The sequence below is a fragment of the Sphingobacterium ginsenosidimutans genome, assembly GCF_039536865.1.
GTDB classification, from domain to species: domain Bacteria; phylum Bacteroidota; class Bacteroidia; order Sphingobacteriales; family Sphingobacteriaceae; genus Sphingobacterium; species Sphingobacterium detergens.
In genome coordinates this window covers 247,251-264,460 of record NZ_BAAAZK010000007.1, presented here as the reverse complement: position 1 = coordinate 264,460, position 17,210 = coordinate 247,251, and the positions used below count along the sequence as shown (strand labels likewise).

The window sequence follows — 17,210 nt, the reverse complement described above, 5'->3', positions numbered from 1 at the left end:
TAAACCAATTGCCCTTTGTAATTGTTCCTTTAATAAAAGCTATAGTTATAAACGATATAGCAATTGCATTCAATCATCAAAATAATGGAAAAGACATTACAGCATTCGATAGTGAAACAAGGTTTGATTATTTTATATTATTTCAGCAATAGATGGTATCGTAAATGTCTCCTTACGGAAGGCCATATTACCGCTCTAAATGCAACTCCCGCCATGAAAACGTCAATAGAGGACCTCGAAAAAACGAATACACTTAGCGAAAAAGAACTTAGGTGCAATCATCAAGATGCAGACAATGATAGCAACAATAGGCTACATCAAATTGATAAAAAATCAGGTGGAGATAAGGATTTGAAAAAAACAGTTAACCCCAAAAAAAATACAGATTAACCCCTAAGGTCAATCTGTAAGAACACGTAGCTGATTGTTTTGGCTAAAATCAATATCACGGATAAATACCATCCGTTTATCTCCGGTTTTTGTTGTTCGTCCATGATAGACACATCGGAGTTTCCCCTCGCGGTCTTTAAAAATGCTGTTGTGTCCTGTACCTGACACGGTCCCGCCTCTATCCGTATTTTTTTCAATAATCGGATTCGTTTGTGATTTTTCATAGCTTCCCAACGGAGATTTAGCGGTAGCATAACCAACAGCATAATTTGCTCCCGCAAAATAATTTGCAGAATACATCATATAATACTGTCCTTTTGCGTGGATTAAGAAGGATCCCTCTGTCCACCTTCTGTTAATTTCGCCAGAAGACACCGACCGACTTTCCCATTCCGATTGTGCATCACACATGCGCGCGGGAGGACGTATTAAAAGTACCGGCTTTCCAATCACATGCTGCATACTACTATCAAGTTCGATACCATAAACCCAGCTTTCTTCAATAGCATTGTACCCCCATTTAGACTTGGCCCAATCGGCAATTTCGGAGGTAACGGGATGTTCATAGCAGCAACGCGAGTAAAATAAATAATTTCTATTGTCGACATCCCGAAAGACATTCGCATCAATAATAGGATATCCAGGGTCAAATAATGGTTTACCTGTCAAATCTATAAATGGTCCCAAAGGACTATCCGCTACGGCAACACCAATACGATAATTCTCCAGCTTATTTCCAGGGTTTTCCTTCCAGTGCGCACTATAATACATATAGTATTTATTATTGATGGCGTACACCTCTGGCGCCCAAAAGTCCTTGATCCCCCATCCTTTGGCCTGGTTGCCATCATACACTTTCCCAGCTTCCTTCCAATGCCTAAGATCTTTAGAACTGTATGCTATGAACCCATTTTTTGTACCTCCCGTTCCGTATAGATAATATAGATCCGTAGGTTGATCATATAAAATAAAAGGGTCACCAAAAGCGACATCAATAGGCTCGTCAGATTGGTTGACAAGTTCAAGCAACCTGAACTTGGAACTGTCAAATTTGGGAATTGCAATACCACTTTGTCTATCAGAAACAAGATCAATAGGTATAATAGCTGTACGTCTTGGAGCAACTTGAGTGTCAGAATAATGTGTATGACATATATAATACCATTGTTGTCCTTTTTGGAATAAATCACCATGGCCAGTACCGGCAAATCCACTTGTATGCTGGCTCAATAAAGGATTTGTTTCAATTTTTTTCCAGGGACCATACACGTTGTCCGCTACCGCAACACCTACGGCATAGTCTTTATTTCTAAAATCATTGGCCGAATAAAACATATAATAATGATTGCCTTGCTTTACAACAGTAGGTCCCTCACTGACTGACCATGTTGAACCAGCAGTATTCTCCCAAGCTTTTTCAGCATGCAAACATTCTTTTAAGGTTTCTGTTTTGATTCCTGAATAGTCATCTTTTAATTCCGCAACGAAGATGCGGTTTCCTTCCACCAATCTCACATGAAACAAATATTTCTTACCATCGCTGTCCCTAAAAACATAGGGATCAATCTGCTTTCCGCCATCAATAAGCGTTTTGGCAATGCCCTGTTTAAAAGGGCCCATCGGAGAATCGCTGATAGCGATGGCAATTTGCTCATCAGCCGTATAAGCCATGTAAAATTTGCCTTGCTCCGACCAGACTTGAGGTGCCCAAAAGCCTTTGGTTCCAAATACATCTTCTTTTACCAATGCAAATCCGGCTTTTGCACCAATGGGGCCCGCCCATTGTTTCAAGTCTTTAGACCGAAATACTTTAAAGCCTAACTGTTTATCGCCATCACCATTGGTACCATATAAATAGTAATAACCGTTATCGTAGAAAATGGTGGGATCCGCCTGAAAAAGACCATTTTCTAATGTCAGTGACCTGACCATAGAATCGGTTTGAGACTGTGTAAAAATACCATGCCCTGTTGCGTAGCTCAACGAATCTATCGCACTGAGAATAAAAAGCAATATAAAAAATTTCATCTGTTTCACCTGAATACAATTTAAGTTCACACTAAAATTGAACAAATAATTTTTATATCACAGGTATTATCGTATCAATGAAAGATCAATTTGTATCTTTTTCTTATTATCAGGGTTAATTCAATATCCCATTTTCGAAGGCAAACTTCACTAAATGTGCTGTATTTTTCACACCCGCTTTATCAATTAAATTTTGACGATGGCCCTCCACTGTACGCTTACTCAAAAAGATCTTATCGGCAATTTCAATATTTGTATAGCCTTCAGCGATAAGCCCCAAGACTTCAAGTTCACGTTCAGAAATTTCAAAATCAGCCCGTGATCCTATCGGATGCTGCGCATAACGTTGCCCCGAACGTATATGTTCCAAAAGCAACATGGAGATCTCTTCACTCATATATCGGCCACCAGCTGCAATGTGGTTGAGCGCAAAAAGTAATTCGTTATACCCAATGTTTTTCACCAAATATCCCATAAGGCCATACTCAAACCCTTCGATGACATAATTAATCTGGTTCAACATCGATAGGATGACGACTTTTATATTTCCATACTGCTTATATAAGACCCGCAAAAGCTCTATACCATCCATTTCCTCCATGCTGATATCCGTCAAAATAATATCTGGAACTGAATCTGGATTCGATTGCAGGTAATCTAGCGCTTCCTTACCATTGGAAGCCTCCCCAACAACTTCAAAACTATCCTGGGATTCTAAAAGCAATTTAATACCATTGCGCACCACCATATGGTCTTCTACCAATAGGATTTTTATCATATCGTCTATTTAAATAGTTAATTTAAGAATTATACCCTCTTCGAGGCTGTCACTAACAATTTGAGCACTGTAAAGCTCTGTTATTTTTATTAAACGCAATGGGCTATCCTCACGTTTGGGTCTCTGTAATGAATTGTCTTCTTTAAAATAGGGTAACACCTTAATAAAGATCGCAAAATCGATGAGCTGCACAGATATCGAAATTGCCTGAATAGGCATTTCCTCCTTCAAATATTCAAATAGTGCCGTAAGCAATTTAAAAAGGCGAACTTGAATATGACGCTGAAGTTCCTTTAAATTTGGATCGAGAATAATATCTATGGTAAAACTAAGCTTTTGTTTATAGGAAGCCACTACTTCATCAATCGCATGGAAAATCCCAAGATCATTCAAAATTGGGTTATAGAGCAAAGTCGCTTTATTACGCAACTCAATTACTAGAGAAGCCAATGAATCACGTAAACAATGTAGCTCTTCAAAATCACCGTGTCTGTTGGTGAAATTCTGGAGCGAAATACGCATACCATACACTTCTTGCGCAAGCTCGTCCCTAAAGTAACGCCCAATACGCCCGAAATCTTCTTGTTGACTCCGGATAATGGATTTGTAAAATTCTTCTTGGTTCCCACCCCAAATCTGATTTAGATCATGCCCCCCTTCGTTTCGCTGTGATTGATCTATATATAAATTTTCGTCTTCGTTCCCCATAGTATTATGCTTTTTTGTACCTATGTTTAATAACCATTATCAAACTCGAACAGTTTTTAAAAACTGATAAAACGTTAAAAGATGGCTGTATAGTTTATAGTACTACGTATAAATACGTAGTAATACGGGATAAAGAATGGATTTAAACAAGGTAAACACTTGTTGTTAAAGTAAAAAACACCTTAATTCTCTCCCCGAATCAGACGGTATAACTATTGAAATAAATAGCAATAAACACTGATTTACAATAGCTTACAATAGAAACAAAATTACTCAACGCGATTTTAAATTTAAAAACATTGACTTTTATCTTTTTTTTCTAGCACCCTAATTGTAGTAACCTTGGCACTGATAGACACTTAAAAATTGATAATATGGAAAATACAACAATCGATCAACTGTTTAAGGAAAAGAGACCTACATTAAAATATTTGGCTGCTCAATTTACAAGTGATCCAGATGAAAGAGAAGACTTGGTGCAAGAAACTATGGTTAGATCATTATCTTCCATAGAAAAGTTTATAAAGCATCCTAAACTCATGTCCTGGTTATATATCATTATGAAAAATACGTATATTAATCAGTATACACGGAATAAGAGACTGGAAAATTACCGCAATGAATATATAAGTACCGGTTATGTCAATGAAATTACACGTAACCGTGGCGAAAATAACTTTGTGGCATCGGATATTCAACATGCGCTCAATAATTTACCAAAGGATTATTACAATGCTTTTGCGTTATTTTTGGAAGGGTTCAAATATTATGAAATTGCGGAGCACTTGCAAATACCTGAAGGAACTGTAAAGACACGTATCCATATGGCGCGCAAGTCCTTACAAAAGCAACTTAAAACCTACTCGAAGAGTATTTATTAAAAATAGCAACCCTTTATATAGTGAAGCAGGCGCTTATCGTGCCTGCTTTTTTGTTTGCCTATTTCCGATTTGATTTTTTGAATCAACAGCAGCTCTCCCATTAATTTAGTATATTAGACTAGGTACTAACTAAATACAGATTAATAATTATAGATATATGAAACCATCATGATTTATTCAATCACATAGGGAGGATGAATAAATCTGATAGCTTCATCACAAATGAAAAACAAATTTAAACGGATGAAAAATAAAATAAAGTTCTTATCGCTAGTTGTCAGTAGTGGTTTCTTATTTATGATATCCTGCCAGTCTGTCTCCAATGACAATCAAAACAGGATACGGGTCAGCGGTGAAGGAAAAATTAGGATAATGCCGGACCAAGTTACACTCACTATAAATACGGCATTTACAAAACCGAGAATGGTGGACGCTGTAAGGGAAACACAAAATACCGTAGATAGTGTCATTGCCATACTGGGAAAATACGGGAATAAAAAGGAAGATATAAAGACAAGCAGTGTATCAGCCAATAAAGACTATCAATATATTGGAAATACGACTAAATTTGTCGGCTACCAGGCACAGCAGACTATTGATTTTGTCCTACATGATTTATCCAAATTCACTGAATTAACGGGAAAATTACTTGAGACAAAAATAAGCGGAATCGGTTCCATTTCATTTGCCCACTCCAAAGCCGACAGTATTCTACGGGAAGCTGACCTGATTGCCTATGACGACGCACTAAAATCCGCCCAAAAGCTCGCTTCGAGAGCTGATGTAAAAATTGGTAAACTCTTGTTCCTGTCAAACGATGGCAGCCCTTCCAATGAATCTACCGGTAATAGAACAGGGATGGCTTTAGAAACATTTAGTAAAGCTTATGGCGGGGAAGGTTTTAAAATAGCACCAGAGGTGCTCGAATTTAAAAGAACAATCTACACCGAATTTGAAATAAAATAGTACACTCGCTATACAATACATTCGGTCCAGCGTATAATAAAATGTCCCCAAAAAGTTGAACACTTTTGGGGACACGGTATTTTCAGTATTTTTTATTGCAATTTTGCTAGAATTTGAGACTCAGCTCGGCAGCAAAATTCCTCGGCATTTGGGCGACAACCACCCCTTGTCCAGAAAAATAATGTGCATTGCTGATATTGTTCATCTTGACACCAAAACGATAGAAATCACGTTCAAGAGAGATCGAAGCATTAATCAACGTATACGCCGGAAATGTAAATTTCCCTGTTATAGAATTATCAGCCGAAACCTGCTTTCCAACGTGATTGACACCAAATCCAAAACCCAGCCCCTGTAGTTTTGGAGTCTGTAACACATAGCTGATCCAGGAATTAAAAACTTGTGCAGGGCCTGCAGAAGCAGGACGCCGCCCTTCTACCGTAGAATCTGCCCGTTGAAATCTACTATCATTGTAAGTATAGCCCGTAAGAATATTTAACCCTCTTATCGGATTGGTAATCAGTTCCAACTCAACGCCCTTGCTGCGCTGCTCCCCATCCTGAATTGTTATCTTAGGGCCGTCATTGGCTGCCAGACGAGTCATATTATTCACGACGATATCGTAATAAGAAGCCGTAAAATTAAAACGGTTATTCCAGAAATTGGTTTTGATCCCTGCTTCCCATTGATTGGCTAATTGCGGTTTCATCTCTCTTTGTCCCTCAGGATTCTCTAGAGCCGGGGGCACATAACTAAAGCTATTCATATAATTACCATAGGCCGACAATTTATCTTTAAGAACCTGATATACAACCCCAAACTTAGGTGAAAGTGCCGTTTGTTTGAAGTTTGCCTCTCTTATATTTGTACTTAAGTTCAATTGACCACGGCTATTATAATGGTCTACTCGTAAGCTCAAAATAGTTGTTAGACGATCTGTCAGAGACAGTACATCGGATATATAAGCACCATAGATGTTGCTTGAAGAATAGTTACGTTGTAGTGGTCTTGTAGACAGTTGTATTTTTTGCGAGGCCAGTTGATTGGAAATAGGCAAATAACCTTTTTCTAAATCCAGCGCATTGATAGTATCAAACACAACAATAGGTGAATTATTATTCCGTAAGGTCTGGTTCAGATAATCTAGCCCGATCAAAATTTTGTTTTTGACACTTCCGATCTGGAAGCTTCCATTGAAATTTTGCTGGATACTCGTAGAACTTCCTTCGGTATTCTGCCATTGGACATTGCGTTCAAGTAGAGCATCACTTTCCTTGCCCCGAATAAATTGGTATTGGTAGATACCTTCTGTTTTTCTGAAATTTCTGGAGATCAACGTCTGCGAAGTCCAATTATCTGAAATCTTGTAATTTACCTCACCTTTGATATTGATGGACGGGGCTTTCAGCGTAATATCATTATTCGAATAGGATCTATTCCAGTCAAATCCAAAGTCTTGAGGTCTCTTTGCAAAAAACTGGCGTGTGCGTGTGAGAAAGATTATGGGGGTATTGGTACCCTCATAATTGTATAGCTGGGCTCCCAGATTAAACGTTAATCGATCATTGACCTCATAGTTAAACGTTGGTGCAACAAAAAATGATTTTCTAAATTCCGAATCACGGAAACCGTTTTGGTACTGATAGGCTGTATTTAAACGAAACAGCGTCTTACGGTTGCTGGTGATAGGTCCGAATACATCGGCTGTAAGGCGGTTTAAGTTATAGCTACCAAATAAATAAGATACTTGGCCGCCGTAGTAATCCTTAGGTTTCTTCGTGACGAGGTTGACCAAACCACCGAAAGAGGTTGCTGCTCCACCATACAAAGTACCTGAAGGACCTTTTATAACCTCGATACGTTCCACATCCGCAGGATCAATTTCACCATTCGTGTTTGCAGGGAGGCCATCCACCAAACCTATTTTCGTTGGGAATCCACGCAGATTGTAATAAATAGCACCATCTGACCCACGGCCTGGACTTCCTTGCACTTTTACCATCCCCACGACGTTTTTAACAGCCTCCGACAAATCAGTGGTCAACTGTTCTTTCATCAATTCTTTGTTGACATTGGAATAGGACTGTGGATTTTCCATATAGCCCAACTGTACCTTTGCAACTTTTGAGCTATCGCGTTCTAAGAATTTATTGCGTCGATAACCATACACGGTCACCCCATCCAGATAATAATTGTTTTTAGTCCCGTAAATCGTCGGAAGGACAGTTGTCTGCTTGTCAACATGAATATTTTCCCGCAATAACTCAATATCATTTAGACTGACTTGTAGAATATAATCACCTGGAGGAACATGGTCTAAATAAAATTCTCCAGCAGCGTTTGTCCGCCCCTGGTAAGATGTATTTAATAGCCGGACAATGGCATCCTTGGCAACAACAGACTGGTCTACCATGATTTTGCCGGATATACGATCGGCCTTCTGGCCAAATGCTGTGAAAAACAGCAGGATTGAGACGATAAAAAGTATCGATCTTTTCATAAAAATTGTAATGGTTTTAAATTCTATTGAAAATTTTATTTAGACAAATTCTAAACAAAAGTAATCTATATTTTTAAAATTCAAAACAAGCTTATAAATTCAGGCTGACAACAAGCCTTTCGCCATTCACTTATAATATTTACTATATAAAACAAAAATACCTAATGAGTATAATTATTTCCTCAAAATACTTTCAAACAACAAAAATAGACTATTAGCACTTATTTATATTCAATAAATTTAAACCCAACTTCCACAAAAAAGATAAAAAAAGCTGTCTAGCGCACTTATTTTTAGATTAAAAAGCCGCCCCCTACTTGCTATCTCATGGTATATTAATAAAAAGGCTACTCCCAGAAATTTCCGAGAGTAGCCAAAGTTTTAGATTTTTTTGGAATAATTAGGGCACGATAGTCAATATCGTATTCGTACTCCGGGCATTAACCCCAGGATCATACATAGATTCTATTGTCGTGATTCCCGAATTAAAAGTCCCCAGGTTATTCGCTTTAACCTCATACTCGTAAATAGATCTCCCCTTAGATAAGCGATCCATAAAATAATTCGTTGAAGCATCTTTCGAGCTGAAATAGTAATTCTTCCGCCATTGATATCCCGAAGGACTATACACCGGTTCTACACCGGCTGGACGGCTATCTTTCAGATGAATGTATTGTATCGGCTCATCATTGATTACCGTAATCCTAACTTTGATACGTTCCCCCAGTTTAGCTTCCTTAGATTCTACCCATTGCCCTTTTCGTTCCACTAGATATACTTTCTGAACCGAAAGTGCATTTGTACTTGATTTTATCTGATCAAGATCAGCAAAATACTGATGAACAACAGCTCCATAAACCGTTCTTTCGTTATGATTTTGAACTTGAATATCGAGATCGGTCTGCAAATCGACTTTATCGAACTGCTTACTGACTTCGCCCAAAACAATATTGCTCAATTCGGCCTTTTTGTTGTTAATCGAGATCTGTACCGTATTTTCAATAACAAAGTCTTTTGGATTGTTGGCCAATAACAGTGCATAAATCGCATCTACAGTCATCCATGTACTATACCAATGATTTACCTGTTTGTTATAATAGATCCATTGGGTGACTTGATTTAGCTTAGCCGGATTGTTTATTTTGTAAGCTTCCACAAGATAGGATTGCAAACTGATCTTATTGTACTGGTTCACATTACTTTTCCAGTACATTCCTTTCTGTACATCGATCACAGCTTCCTGATCAAGTCTATTTTTGATCTCCATACTCTGCTTGCTCTGACCAAAGATCTGACTCACAATCCATGTTTTCGCTGCCAACCCCGCGCTCCGACCAGCGCTACTTAACGAAGAATTGACCAATTTGCGTTGCAATATCTGAAGGGAATCCTTTGGTAAAGGATTAAATTCAGTCCAATACCTGCGTGCATACAAATAGTCTATTCCCACATCAGCACTGGTCTTGGGCGAAAATATAACAGGATCCCGGTCAAGATATTGGGTAAGTTTTGAGGCCATTGCACGGATATCACTATTGACCAAGGTTTTGTCCAAATAGAGCACCTTTCCAATGATTTCCAGCATACGGATACTAATTTCAGTATTGGGCTCTCCCCCATCAAACCATGAAAAGGAACCATTTGAGGATTGATTATTTCGTATTTTTTGTTCAACAGCATTGATTTCCGCTTGTATATCTGTTCCAAAGAACGTAGCAATTTTCTTCAATTGTTCGGCATCACCCTGTATGTCACGCAGCCAGGGCATTTCTTCCATTTTGAACTCATTCAAACCACTATTCTCTTCCAATCGGCCTTTTGTTACATCGACATTCAATTTCTTGAAGTAGGCTGCCACTGCTGGATAATGCAACTGGATATATTGGGCCATCTTGAGACCAAACCACTTACTGCTCAACTGTTCGTTGCATTCGTAAGGATAATTTTTCAGGTAGTCCAGTGCGGAGAGTATTTCTAAAATGGGATTGCTTTGTACCTGGATTCTCCCCATCAGATTGTCCTTCGTACTTCCCTTTACCGTAAAATTTTTGGATTCACCGGCTTTTAGGACAATCTTTTCTGTATCGCCAATCAGTATCTTATTTGGCAGCACGGGTATTTCTACAATCTCACCATCCGAAAACTCGCCACCTGCTGCAACGATGCGGATTTGTATCGTCGGATATTCCGCCGGAATCTTTAACGACCATTCCACTGTGCTGTTATTGGATGGCTCGACACTAAAGTTTTTTAGTACTGAATCGATCTGGAAAGCAGTTGAAACCACTTGATTATTTCGTGGATCGATAAGCTCTATTTTTGTATTTCCCTCAATACGTTCTTTGCTCAGGTTTTGAATCTGTGCCTTGATTGTCAACTGGTCATTCGTTCTAAAATAACGCGGGATATTCGGACGCAACATCAACTGCTTTTGGGTTTGTGTAAAATAGGTCCCGCTAGCCGATGCCAGATGCTGATCATGAGCAAAAAGCAGCAATTTCCATTTCGTCAATGCTTCGGGACTATCAAATTCAAAACTGATATTCCCTGCTTCATCGGTATACAAATTGGGATAGAAGAAAGCTGTTTCCTGTAGATTAGTTCGAGCTTTAATATGTTGTAGCTGTTTATCCGCTGGTAAGTCCATCGCACTGCTACCTACTGCCATTGCCCCCATTCCAAACTGAGCTACTTCCTCATTTACCACCATATATTCGCCGTTTGCTGCACCCCCCTCAACTTTCGGCTCATACATAATTGCCGAAGTCGGTAAAGGACTTGACTGCTTTGCCACCGTAGACACTCCTCTCACGCGTGTTTGGAGTACCTCACGAAAGAGACTCGGATCCCGTAATTCATCATACATGACCGATGTCATCCTATAAGCTTGCTCGTCGATCAACTCCTCGTATGTGGCATCCTGTTCCAGGGAATTTCCAATGAAGCCCCGGCGGGCTGACAATAGTTCATAGTTGTAAATTTCATCCCGCCGATTATCCACATAAACCCCATAGAAAGTCGAAGTAAAAATGTTACCTGAATAGGTTTGCTGTTGAAAAGCGTTTACAATATAGTAGTTATTTGATCTTGGATAATACGGATAACGAAATTGAAAAGAACCTAAAGCGTGGCTAGCGAATGCGTCCAAAGATGCATCATACATTGTCGCTAATACCTCGGTTGCGATTGGTTTATCCTCTTGTTTTATTGTAAAACTCCATTTTTCTTTTTGACCGGGTGTTATTTTATCTCTAAATGTCTTGGTTTGGATTGTTAGTTCTTTATTTTGTTGTGAAATAGGAACAGCAATATGGGATAGTGTCATTTTATTATCCACCAAAAATAATGCATTCAGCTGTAGTTGCCCCACGACATCCTGCTCAGTCAGCACAAATTGATAGGCAATACGACCATCTTTCCAACTTAATACCTTTGTCTCTAATTTCTGCGAACCTCGCTCACGAAACAGTAGTAGTTTTTTGGCATTTTTAACATCCGTCTGCATATTGATAGTAACCTGATCGCCAATTTTGTATTTGACTTTATCCAACTGGTAGGAGAAAAACTGCTGGTCGCTTAGTTTCTTATCTCTCGACCGATATAGACTAGTGTAGCTAATAGCGCGCACCGTATCCCCTTCCTGTATACTGATGGCTTCGATCTGATATCGTCCCCAATCAAACTGTAATGAGTCCAGTATGATCTTGCTTGTATCTGCGTTATCAAAATCATAGCTAGCAATTTTAATTTTTTTCTCTTCTTTTTCGAGCGAAGCCGGATCGAAATAAAGCGGAAAATACTTGCTATAAAGATCTTTTGAAAGCAGGTGGTACTCCGCCCTTCCGAAACTTCCCCGATATTCATCTGTCAGCGGGAGGCTTGCCTGTTCCAATTTATAAATGTTGACCTTTCCGCTGAATTTTAATGGAAAACCATTTTGATTCTGCTTTAAAATGGTAACATCCCGCCATTTTTTCTCTTCCATCAGATTCGGTACCTGAATCTGGAGCTGCCATGGACGGGACGAATAGGTATAACCTCCAGAAGCCATCTGCATCTCCCCTGTCTGATTGATTACCTCAGCCTGGTAGACCAATACATAATCTTTCAATCCGGAAAACTGACGATCCATCAATGGTACCCGTATCGTAAAGTTTCCCTTGGCATCAATGGTTGTGGTAGAATCACTATGAACGATATCCTTTCCTTCCTTGGTATTATAAAACGAAACTTTATACTTCACTGCCGCGCCAATTAGCGAAACACCCGAAAGGCTCTCCGCCTTGCCAATGAATACTGCTGTATCTTTCGAAGTATAGGTGAACTTATTTGGCTCAAAAGTTACTTCAAATGTTGGACGTTTATATTCCTCAACCTGAAAATATTGCTGATCAAGCTGTTTAGATTCGTGAAAAACCAATAGATTATAATTTCCGTTCAATGCCTTTGATGGCAATTGGAAATTCGCATGGACAGACCCAAATAAATTGGTTGTCAAACTGATCGAGTCAATCTTCTGACGATTGCCATCCTGAAGATAGATTTTCACATTTTGCCTTTCCAGGACTTTGCCCTGTTGTACATGATCATCGTAAAGAATAGTCTTAAAATAGACTTTTTGCCCAGGACGGTAGATGGCTCTATCCATCAAGCTGAGCGCACGCATATTTGTTCTTTTATTGTTCTCCTCTACAGACGTCATCCGATCTTCATAATAAACATTATTTTGTTGTTGATCCAAAGGAATCATCGTTTTTTCCCCATGAAGCAACAGCATGTGATTATGTAAATAGGCAGCATTTTTGGGAGAATAGGTGGATTTGTAATTGAACTCGCCCGCTGCATTGGTCTTTAATTGCGTGATCAGTTTAGGCAGGGCTTTATTTCTCAATTGATAAAGTTCCACCATTTCATTTGCGTAGGGAGCGCCGGTTTTCCGGTTCAATAGCAAACCCGTATAGACAAATTCATTTTGAGGTTTTATATTTATACTGCCAGACAAAAATGCGTCAGAAATAATCAGCTGAGAAACAGCTACATCCCGATCCTGACCGTTATCTTGGAATGATTTATTATTACCGATCAAAATCGTGTAGGTACCAGCTTTAAGGGGATTAATTTTATAAATTGTATTGTGCGTCGTATAATCGTTAAAGGCTTTCAATGCCACCTGTTCCTCATAGACCACTGGTGCATTTACTGTAGTCTGATAACTTGCGGAATCATATTTTACCGTAAAGTCCTTTATGCCCTTAGGCGTAGGACTTGTATTATAAATACGGATATATAAAGTATCCACATTCGTGTGGTTAACCTGGAAAGGAACATATTCGTCCGTCGGTGCCGTTCTTTTATAATTTAGCCTGATGAAAGACTTTTTTATTTCCCTCCTCAAATTATCTACATTCGAAAGCCAGGGCGATTTTGGATATTCTTTTAACGCTTGTTCAAGATATGTAATTGCCTTTGTCTTTTTCCCGATGTCGTTGAAACTTGCCGCCAACCGATAAAGTAAAAATGCATTGTAGTCACTTTTATAGGTTTTTATATGCTCCAGGTAGTCGCCTTCCTGCTCTTCGATATTATTCCATTTCCAATCATAAGACATGATATAGCTGATTGCATCTAGATAATCATTCTTGGTGCTGATTGCCAACAATTGCTTTTTAAGTTTATCCTTATCAGCCGCATTAGTAGCTTTTAATGTATTTAAAAAATCCAGATATTGATAACCTAAAAAATGGTAAAGAGTGGGATTCAGGCTCATATTTCGTGTTTCTACAAACAGCCCCTTCCAGCGCGCTATAGGTTCCGCACTTAAACTGTTTACGTCCGAAATTGAGAGACGAAAAATAGAATCGATCATACCGATTTTACCTTTTGCATCTTTAGCTACAAATTTGTTCTGGCTTTTACTTGCATATCGGTTGATATTTGAAAATAAATAAAGTGCATAAAAGTTTTGGAGAACCGATTTATCCAGCTTTTCGGCAATCCGGATATTGTCTTCAAAATGTTTCTGGATACGCAAAAAAGCGGAATCTTCAGATTGGTTTACTTCCAACACTTTCCCTTCCGCCAAAAATGCACGTACCCATTCAGCCTGGTTTCCAGAGCGCCGGGCTTCGGCTTTAATATCCGCCAATATGGGCAATGTCTGTGTGAAATTTTTAATTGCAATGAGCCTTTCGACATCATTCCACTTTGTCTCCACCTTGCCTGGCTTAAGCTCCTGCGAAAATCCCCAGATTGGGAGACATGTCAACAATAACCAAATGTATCTTTTCATATAATATGACGCTAAATATCTACTAAATATGAGCATTTTTTTTCTGAAAGGATGCAGTAAATAAATAGATTCCATAATCGTTTAAGAAAAAATTAAATAGCACCCTATTTAGCATCCCGAAAGCGTATTTTACTTCTTTTATTTATCTTTACGGCAAAATACAGCATATGGGTTATTTAAAATTTACGAGCATCTCTTTCTTTCTGGTCCTAATCTTATCAGCATGCCAAAATAAGGCTACGAATTCAACATCCATAAAACAAACAGCAGCAGCCGATACAACAATTCCTCCCCAACAATCTCAAGCAGAGAAAGCCCATCCCACTGCATCAACGCCGACGACCAATCCAACAGACTCCATGATAGATGGTCAGGTTTTAGTACCTTTTGCCTATCGGATCTGGGATGATAACAATGTATCCAAAGTGATTAACAACGGCTGGTTGGAACTTCATCGTAAAAACGGAAAATATAACGTTGCACCAGCGAAATATACCATTACTTATGAGAAAGAAGAACCTTGTTCGGGCTTACCCACAGAAACCATAAATCCGCAAAATGATGTGTTGGTATTTTTTAACATATCCGCTATACAGAATGGTTCAGTAGACAGTATAGCGCTCCCCAATAAGATTATTCCACCCAATAAACCGGTTGAATTTAACTATAAAAACGACCGCTATGAGTTGCGTGCTACTGGCATTGAATTCTATAAGGATGAGGATCAGAAACCCAATGCAAGATATACATTAAAGCTTTTTATCAATGGTCAGTATCAGCGGACTTTGATCGACCAGACGGCTTATCATGACACAGCGACGGCGCTTGAATTTATTGGCGACCTCGATCGGGATGGCAAATTGGACTTCGTTATCTCCAGTCCCCGTGATTACGAAGAATCGAGAACAGTCATCATTCTATCTACAGCAGCATATCCATTTGTTGGTACAGTACAGTTTGATTGTTAGCTGGTCTTCTTTTAATATGTCATTCCCTTATTGTAACCTTAAAGATCATAATTTACCCAAAATACCAGATCAAAAATCAAACAATTCTGTTGTCTAAAAACGATCAAAATAAAACAGTTATTTTTTTATATATTTAATAAATAATTCATATCCAGTTAATATCAGTTTCGTACCTTTATAATAGAATAATTAATGCAGTTAACACTTTAATGTATCAATTATGAAAACGATCAACTATTTTTTCCAACGGATTATATTTAGAATCTTTTTAGGTCGGTTCAGTTCATTCTATTCACCACTAAGATTCCACAAAAATTAATTCATATTCAGGTCGGATAGCACATCTGACAGCTATATTTCATTAAATGCATTTAACCAAAGATGCCTTTGGCAAAGATTTTATTTGGGGAGTATCTACCGCCGCTTATCAAATCGAGGGGGCACATGATCAACATGGCAAAGGTCCTTCTATATGGGATATCTTTGTAAAGAAAAGAAACCGTATATTTCAGAATCAACATGGCGATCAAGCCTGTGATTTCTACAACCGCTACATACAGGACCTGGCATTAATGCAAGGTATGCATATTCCCAATTATCGTTTTTCCTTATCCTGGAGCCGTATCTTGCCGAATGGTATTGGGCAAACCAATCAATCAGGTTTGGATTTCTACGATCGTCTGATCGACCTCTCACTGGAATTAGGGATTACACCTTGGGTTACCCTATATCACTGGGATCTCCCCTATGCGCTGGAAAAAAAAGGCGGCTGGGTTAACCGTGATGTCAAAGAATGGTTTGGTGAATTTGTATCCACCTGTGTTGCCCGTTATGGAGATCGTGTCAAAAATTGGATGGTACTCAATGAGCCGACTGTATTTACGGCCGCGGGATACTTCTTTGGTGTACATGCTCCGGAAAGAAAAGGTTTGGGCAACTTTCTTGCGGCGGCTCACCATGCTGCATTAGCACAAGCACATGGCGCCAGAATCTTAAAATCTTTACAACCGGAAAGCCAGGTGGGCACGACTTTTTCCTGTTCCCATGTAGAACCATTCACAACAAGGGAAAAAGATGTGATTGCCGCAAAAAAAGCCGATGTATTACTCAATAGATTGTTTATCGAGCCATTACTGGGTATGGGCTACCCCACTCAGGAAATCAAAATTCTCAATCGAATTGAAAAATACATCAAACCGGGTGATGAGAACGATTTAAAGTTTGATATGGACTTTATCGGTATTCAAAATTACACCCGTGAGATGATTCGCTACGCTATGTTTGTTCCCTATCTTCAGGCAAAGATCGTAACGGCCAAGGAACGTAAAGTTGAAATGACCGAAATGAACTGGGAAGTATACCCCAGCTCCATTTACCAAATGCTGAAAAAATTCAGCAGCTACCCCAATATCCCGCCACTCATTGTCACCGAAAATGGTGCAGCTTTTAAGGATCAAATTGATCATGGACAGGTACATGACCCCAAAAGATTGAACTATCTGCAGGAAGCCATACAACATGTCTACCAGGCAAAAGAAGAAGGCGTAAATGTCAAAGGCTACTTTGTCTGGACTTTTTTAGACAATTTTGAATGGGCGGAAGGATATCGCCCACGATTTGGGTTGGTGTATGTAGATTTCCAAAACCAGCAACGTATTATAAAATCCTCAGGTCACTGGTATGCTAACTTCTTAAAATAAAC

General features: G+C 38.9%; 10 protein-coding genes. 5 read left to right on the top strand and 5 right to left on the bottom strand.

The window, feature by feature from the left end:
* The first annotated feature begins 84 nt into the window (after window positions 1–84).
* Entirely contained in the window at window positions 85–390 is a 306-nt protein-coding gene (locus tag ABFX33_RS13405; RefSeq protein ID WP_346086429.1) for a hypothetical protein, read from the top strand.
* Between the two features lie 9 nt (window positions 391–399).
* On the opposite strand, the gene ABFX33_RS13400 is transcribed toward ABFX33_RS13405, so the two are convergent.
* From ABFX33_RS13400 to ABFX33_RS13390, 3 genes are all read right to left on the bottom strand, one after another.
* The gene (locus ABFX33_RS13400) at window positions 400–2,418 is read right to left on the bottom strand and encodes a glycoside hydrolase family 43 protein (RefSeq protein ID WP_346086428.1); all 2,019 of its coding nucleotides are present in this window, start codon (window positions 2,416–2,418) and stop codon (window positions 400–402) included.
* Window positions 2,419–2,533: 115 nt separating this feature from the next.
* Window positions 2,534–3,196: a response regulator transcription factor gene (locus ABFX33_RS13395; RefSeq protein ID WP_257090151.1), complete on the bottom strand. Its 663-nt coding sequence runs from the start codon at window positions 3,194–3,196 to the stop codon at window positions 2,534–2,536.
* Window positions 3,197–3,205: 9 nt separating this feature from the next.
* Window positions 3,206–3,904, bottom strand: a complete 699-nt coding sequence (locus tag ABFX33_RS13390; RefSeq protein ID WP_346086427.1) for a hypothetical protein — start codon at window positions 3,902–3,904, stop codon at window positions 3,206–3,208.
* Window positions 3,905–4,278: 374 nt separating this feature from the next.
* On the opposite strand from ABFX33_RS13390, the gene ABFX33_RS13385 reads away from it, so the two are divergent.
* Together ABFX33_RS13385 and ABFX33_RS13380 are read left to right on the top strand one after the other, a co-directional pair.
* Window positions 4,279–4,785 (top strand): RNA polymerase sigma factor, encoded by a 507-nt coding sequence (locus ABFX33_RS13385; RefSeq protein ID WP_120257900.1) that lies wholly within the window; start codon window positions 4,279–4,281, stop codon window positions 4,783–4,785.
* Between the two features lie 243 nt (window positions 4,786–5,028).
* Window positions 5,029–5,751, top strand: a complete 723-nt coding sequence (locus ABFX33_RS13380) for an SIMPL domain-containing protein (protein WP_346086426.1) — start codon at window positions 5,029–5,031, stop codon at window positions 5,749–5,751.
* Between the two features lie 106 nt (window positions 5,752–5,857).
* On the opposite strand, the gene ABFX33_RS13375 is transcribed toward ABFX33_RS13380, so the two are convergent.
* Together ABFX33_RS13375 and ABFX33_RS13370 are read right to left on the bottom strand one after the other, a co-directional pair.
* Window positions 5,858–8,251, bottom strand: coding sequence for a TonB-dependent siderophore receptor (locus tag ABFX33_RS13375; protein ID WP_346086425.1), 2,394 nt, complete (start codon window positions 8,249–8,251; stop codon window positions 5,858–5,860).
* Between the two features lie 400 nt (window positions 8,252–8,651).
* On the bottom strand, window positions 8,652–14,540 hold the full coding sequence (locus tag ABFX33_RS13370; RefSeq protein ID WP_346086424.1) for an alpha-2-macroglobulin family protein: 5,889 nt from the start codon (window positions 14,538–14,540) through the stop codon (window positions 8,652–8,654).
* Window positions 14,541–14,707: 167 nt separating this feature from the next.
* On the opposite strand from ABFX33_RS13370, the gene ABFX33_RS13365 reads away from it, so the two are divergent.
* Window positions 14,708–15,508, top strand: a complete 801-nt coding sequence (locus ABFX33_RS13365) for an integrin alpha (RefSeq protein WP_346086423.1) — start codon at window positions 14,708–14,710, stop codon at window positions 15,506–15,508.
* A gap of 365 nt (window positions 15,509–15,873) precedes the next feature.
* Window positions 15,874–17,208 (top strand): GH1 family beta-glucosidase, encoded by a 1,335-nt coding sequence (locus ABFX33_RS13360; RefSeq protein WP_346086422.1) that lies wholly within the window; start codon window positions 15,874–15,876, stop codon window positions 17,206–17,208.
* Window positions 17,209–17,210: the final 2 nt, after the last annotated feature.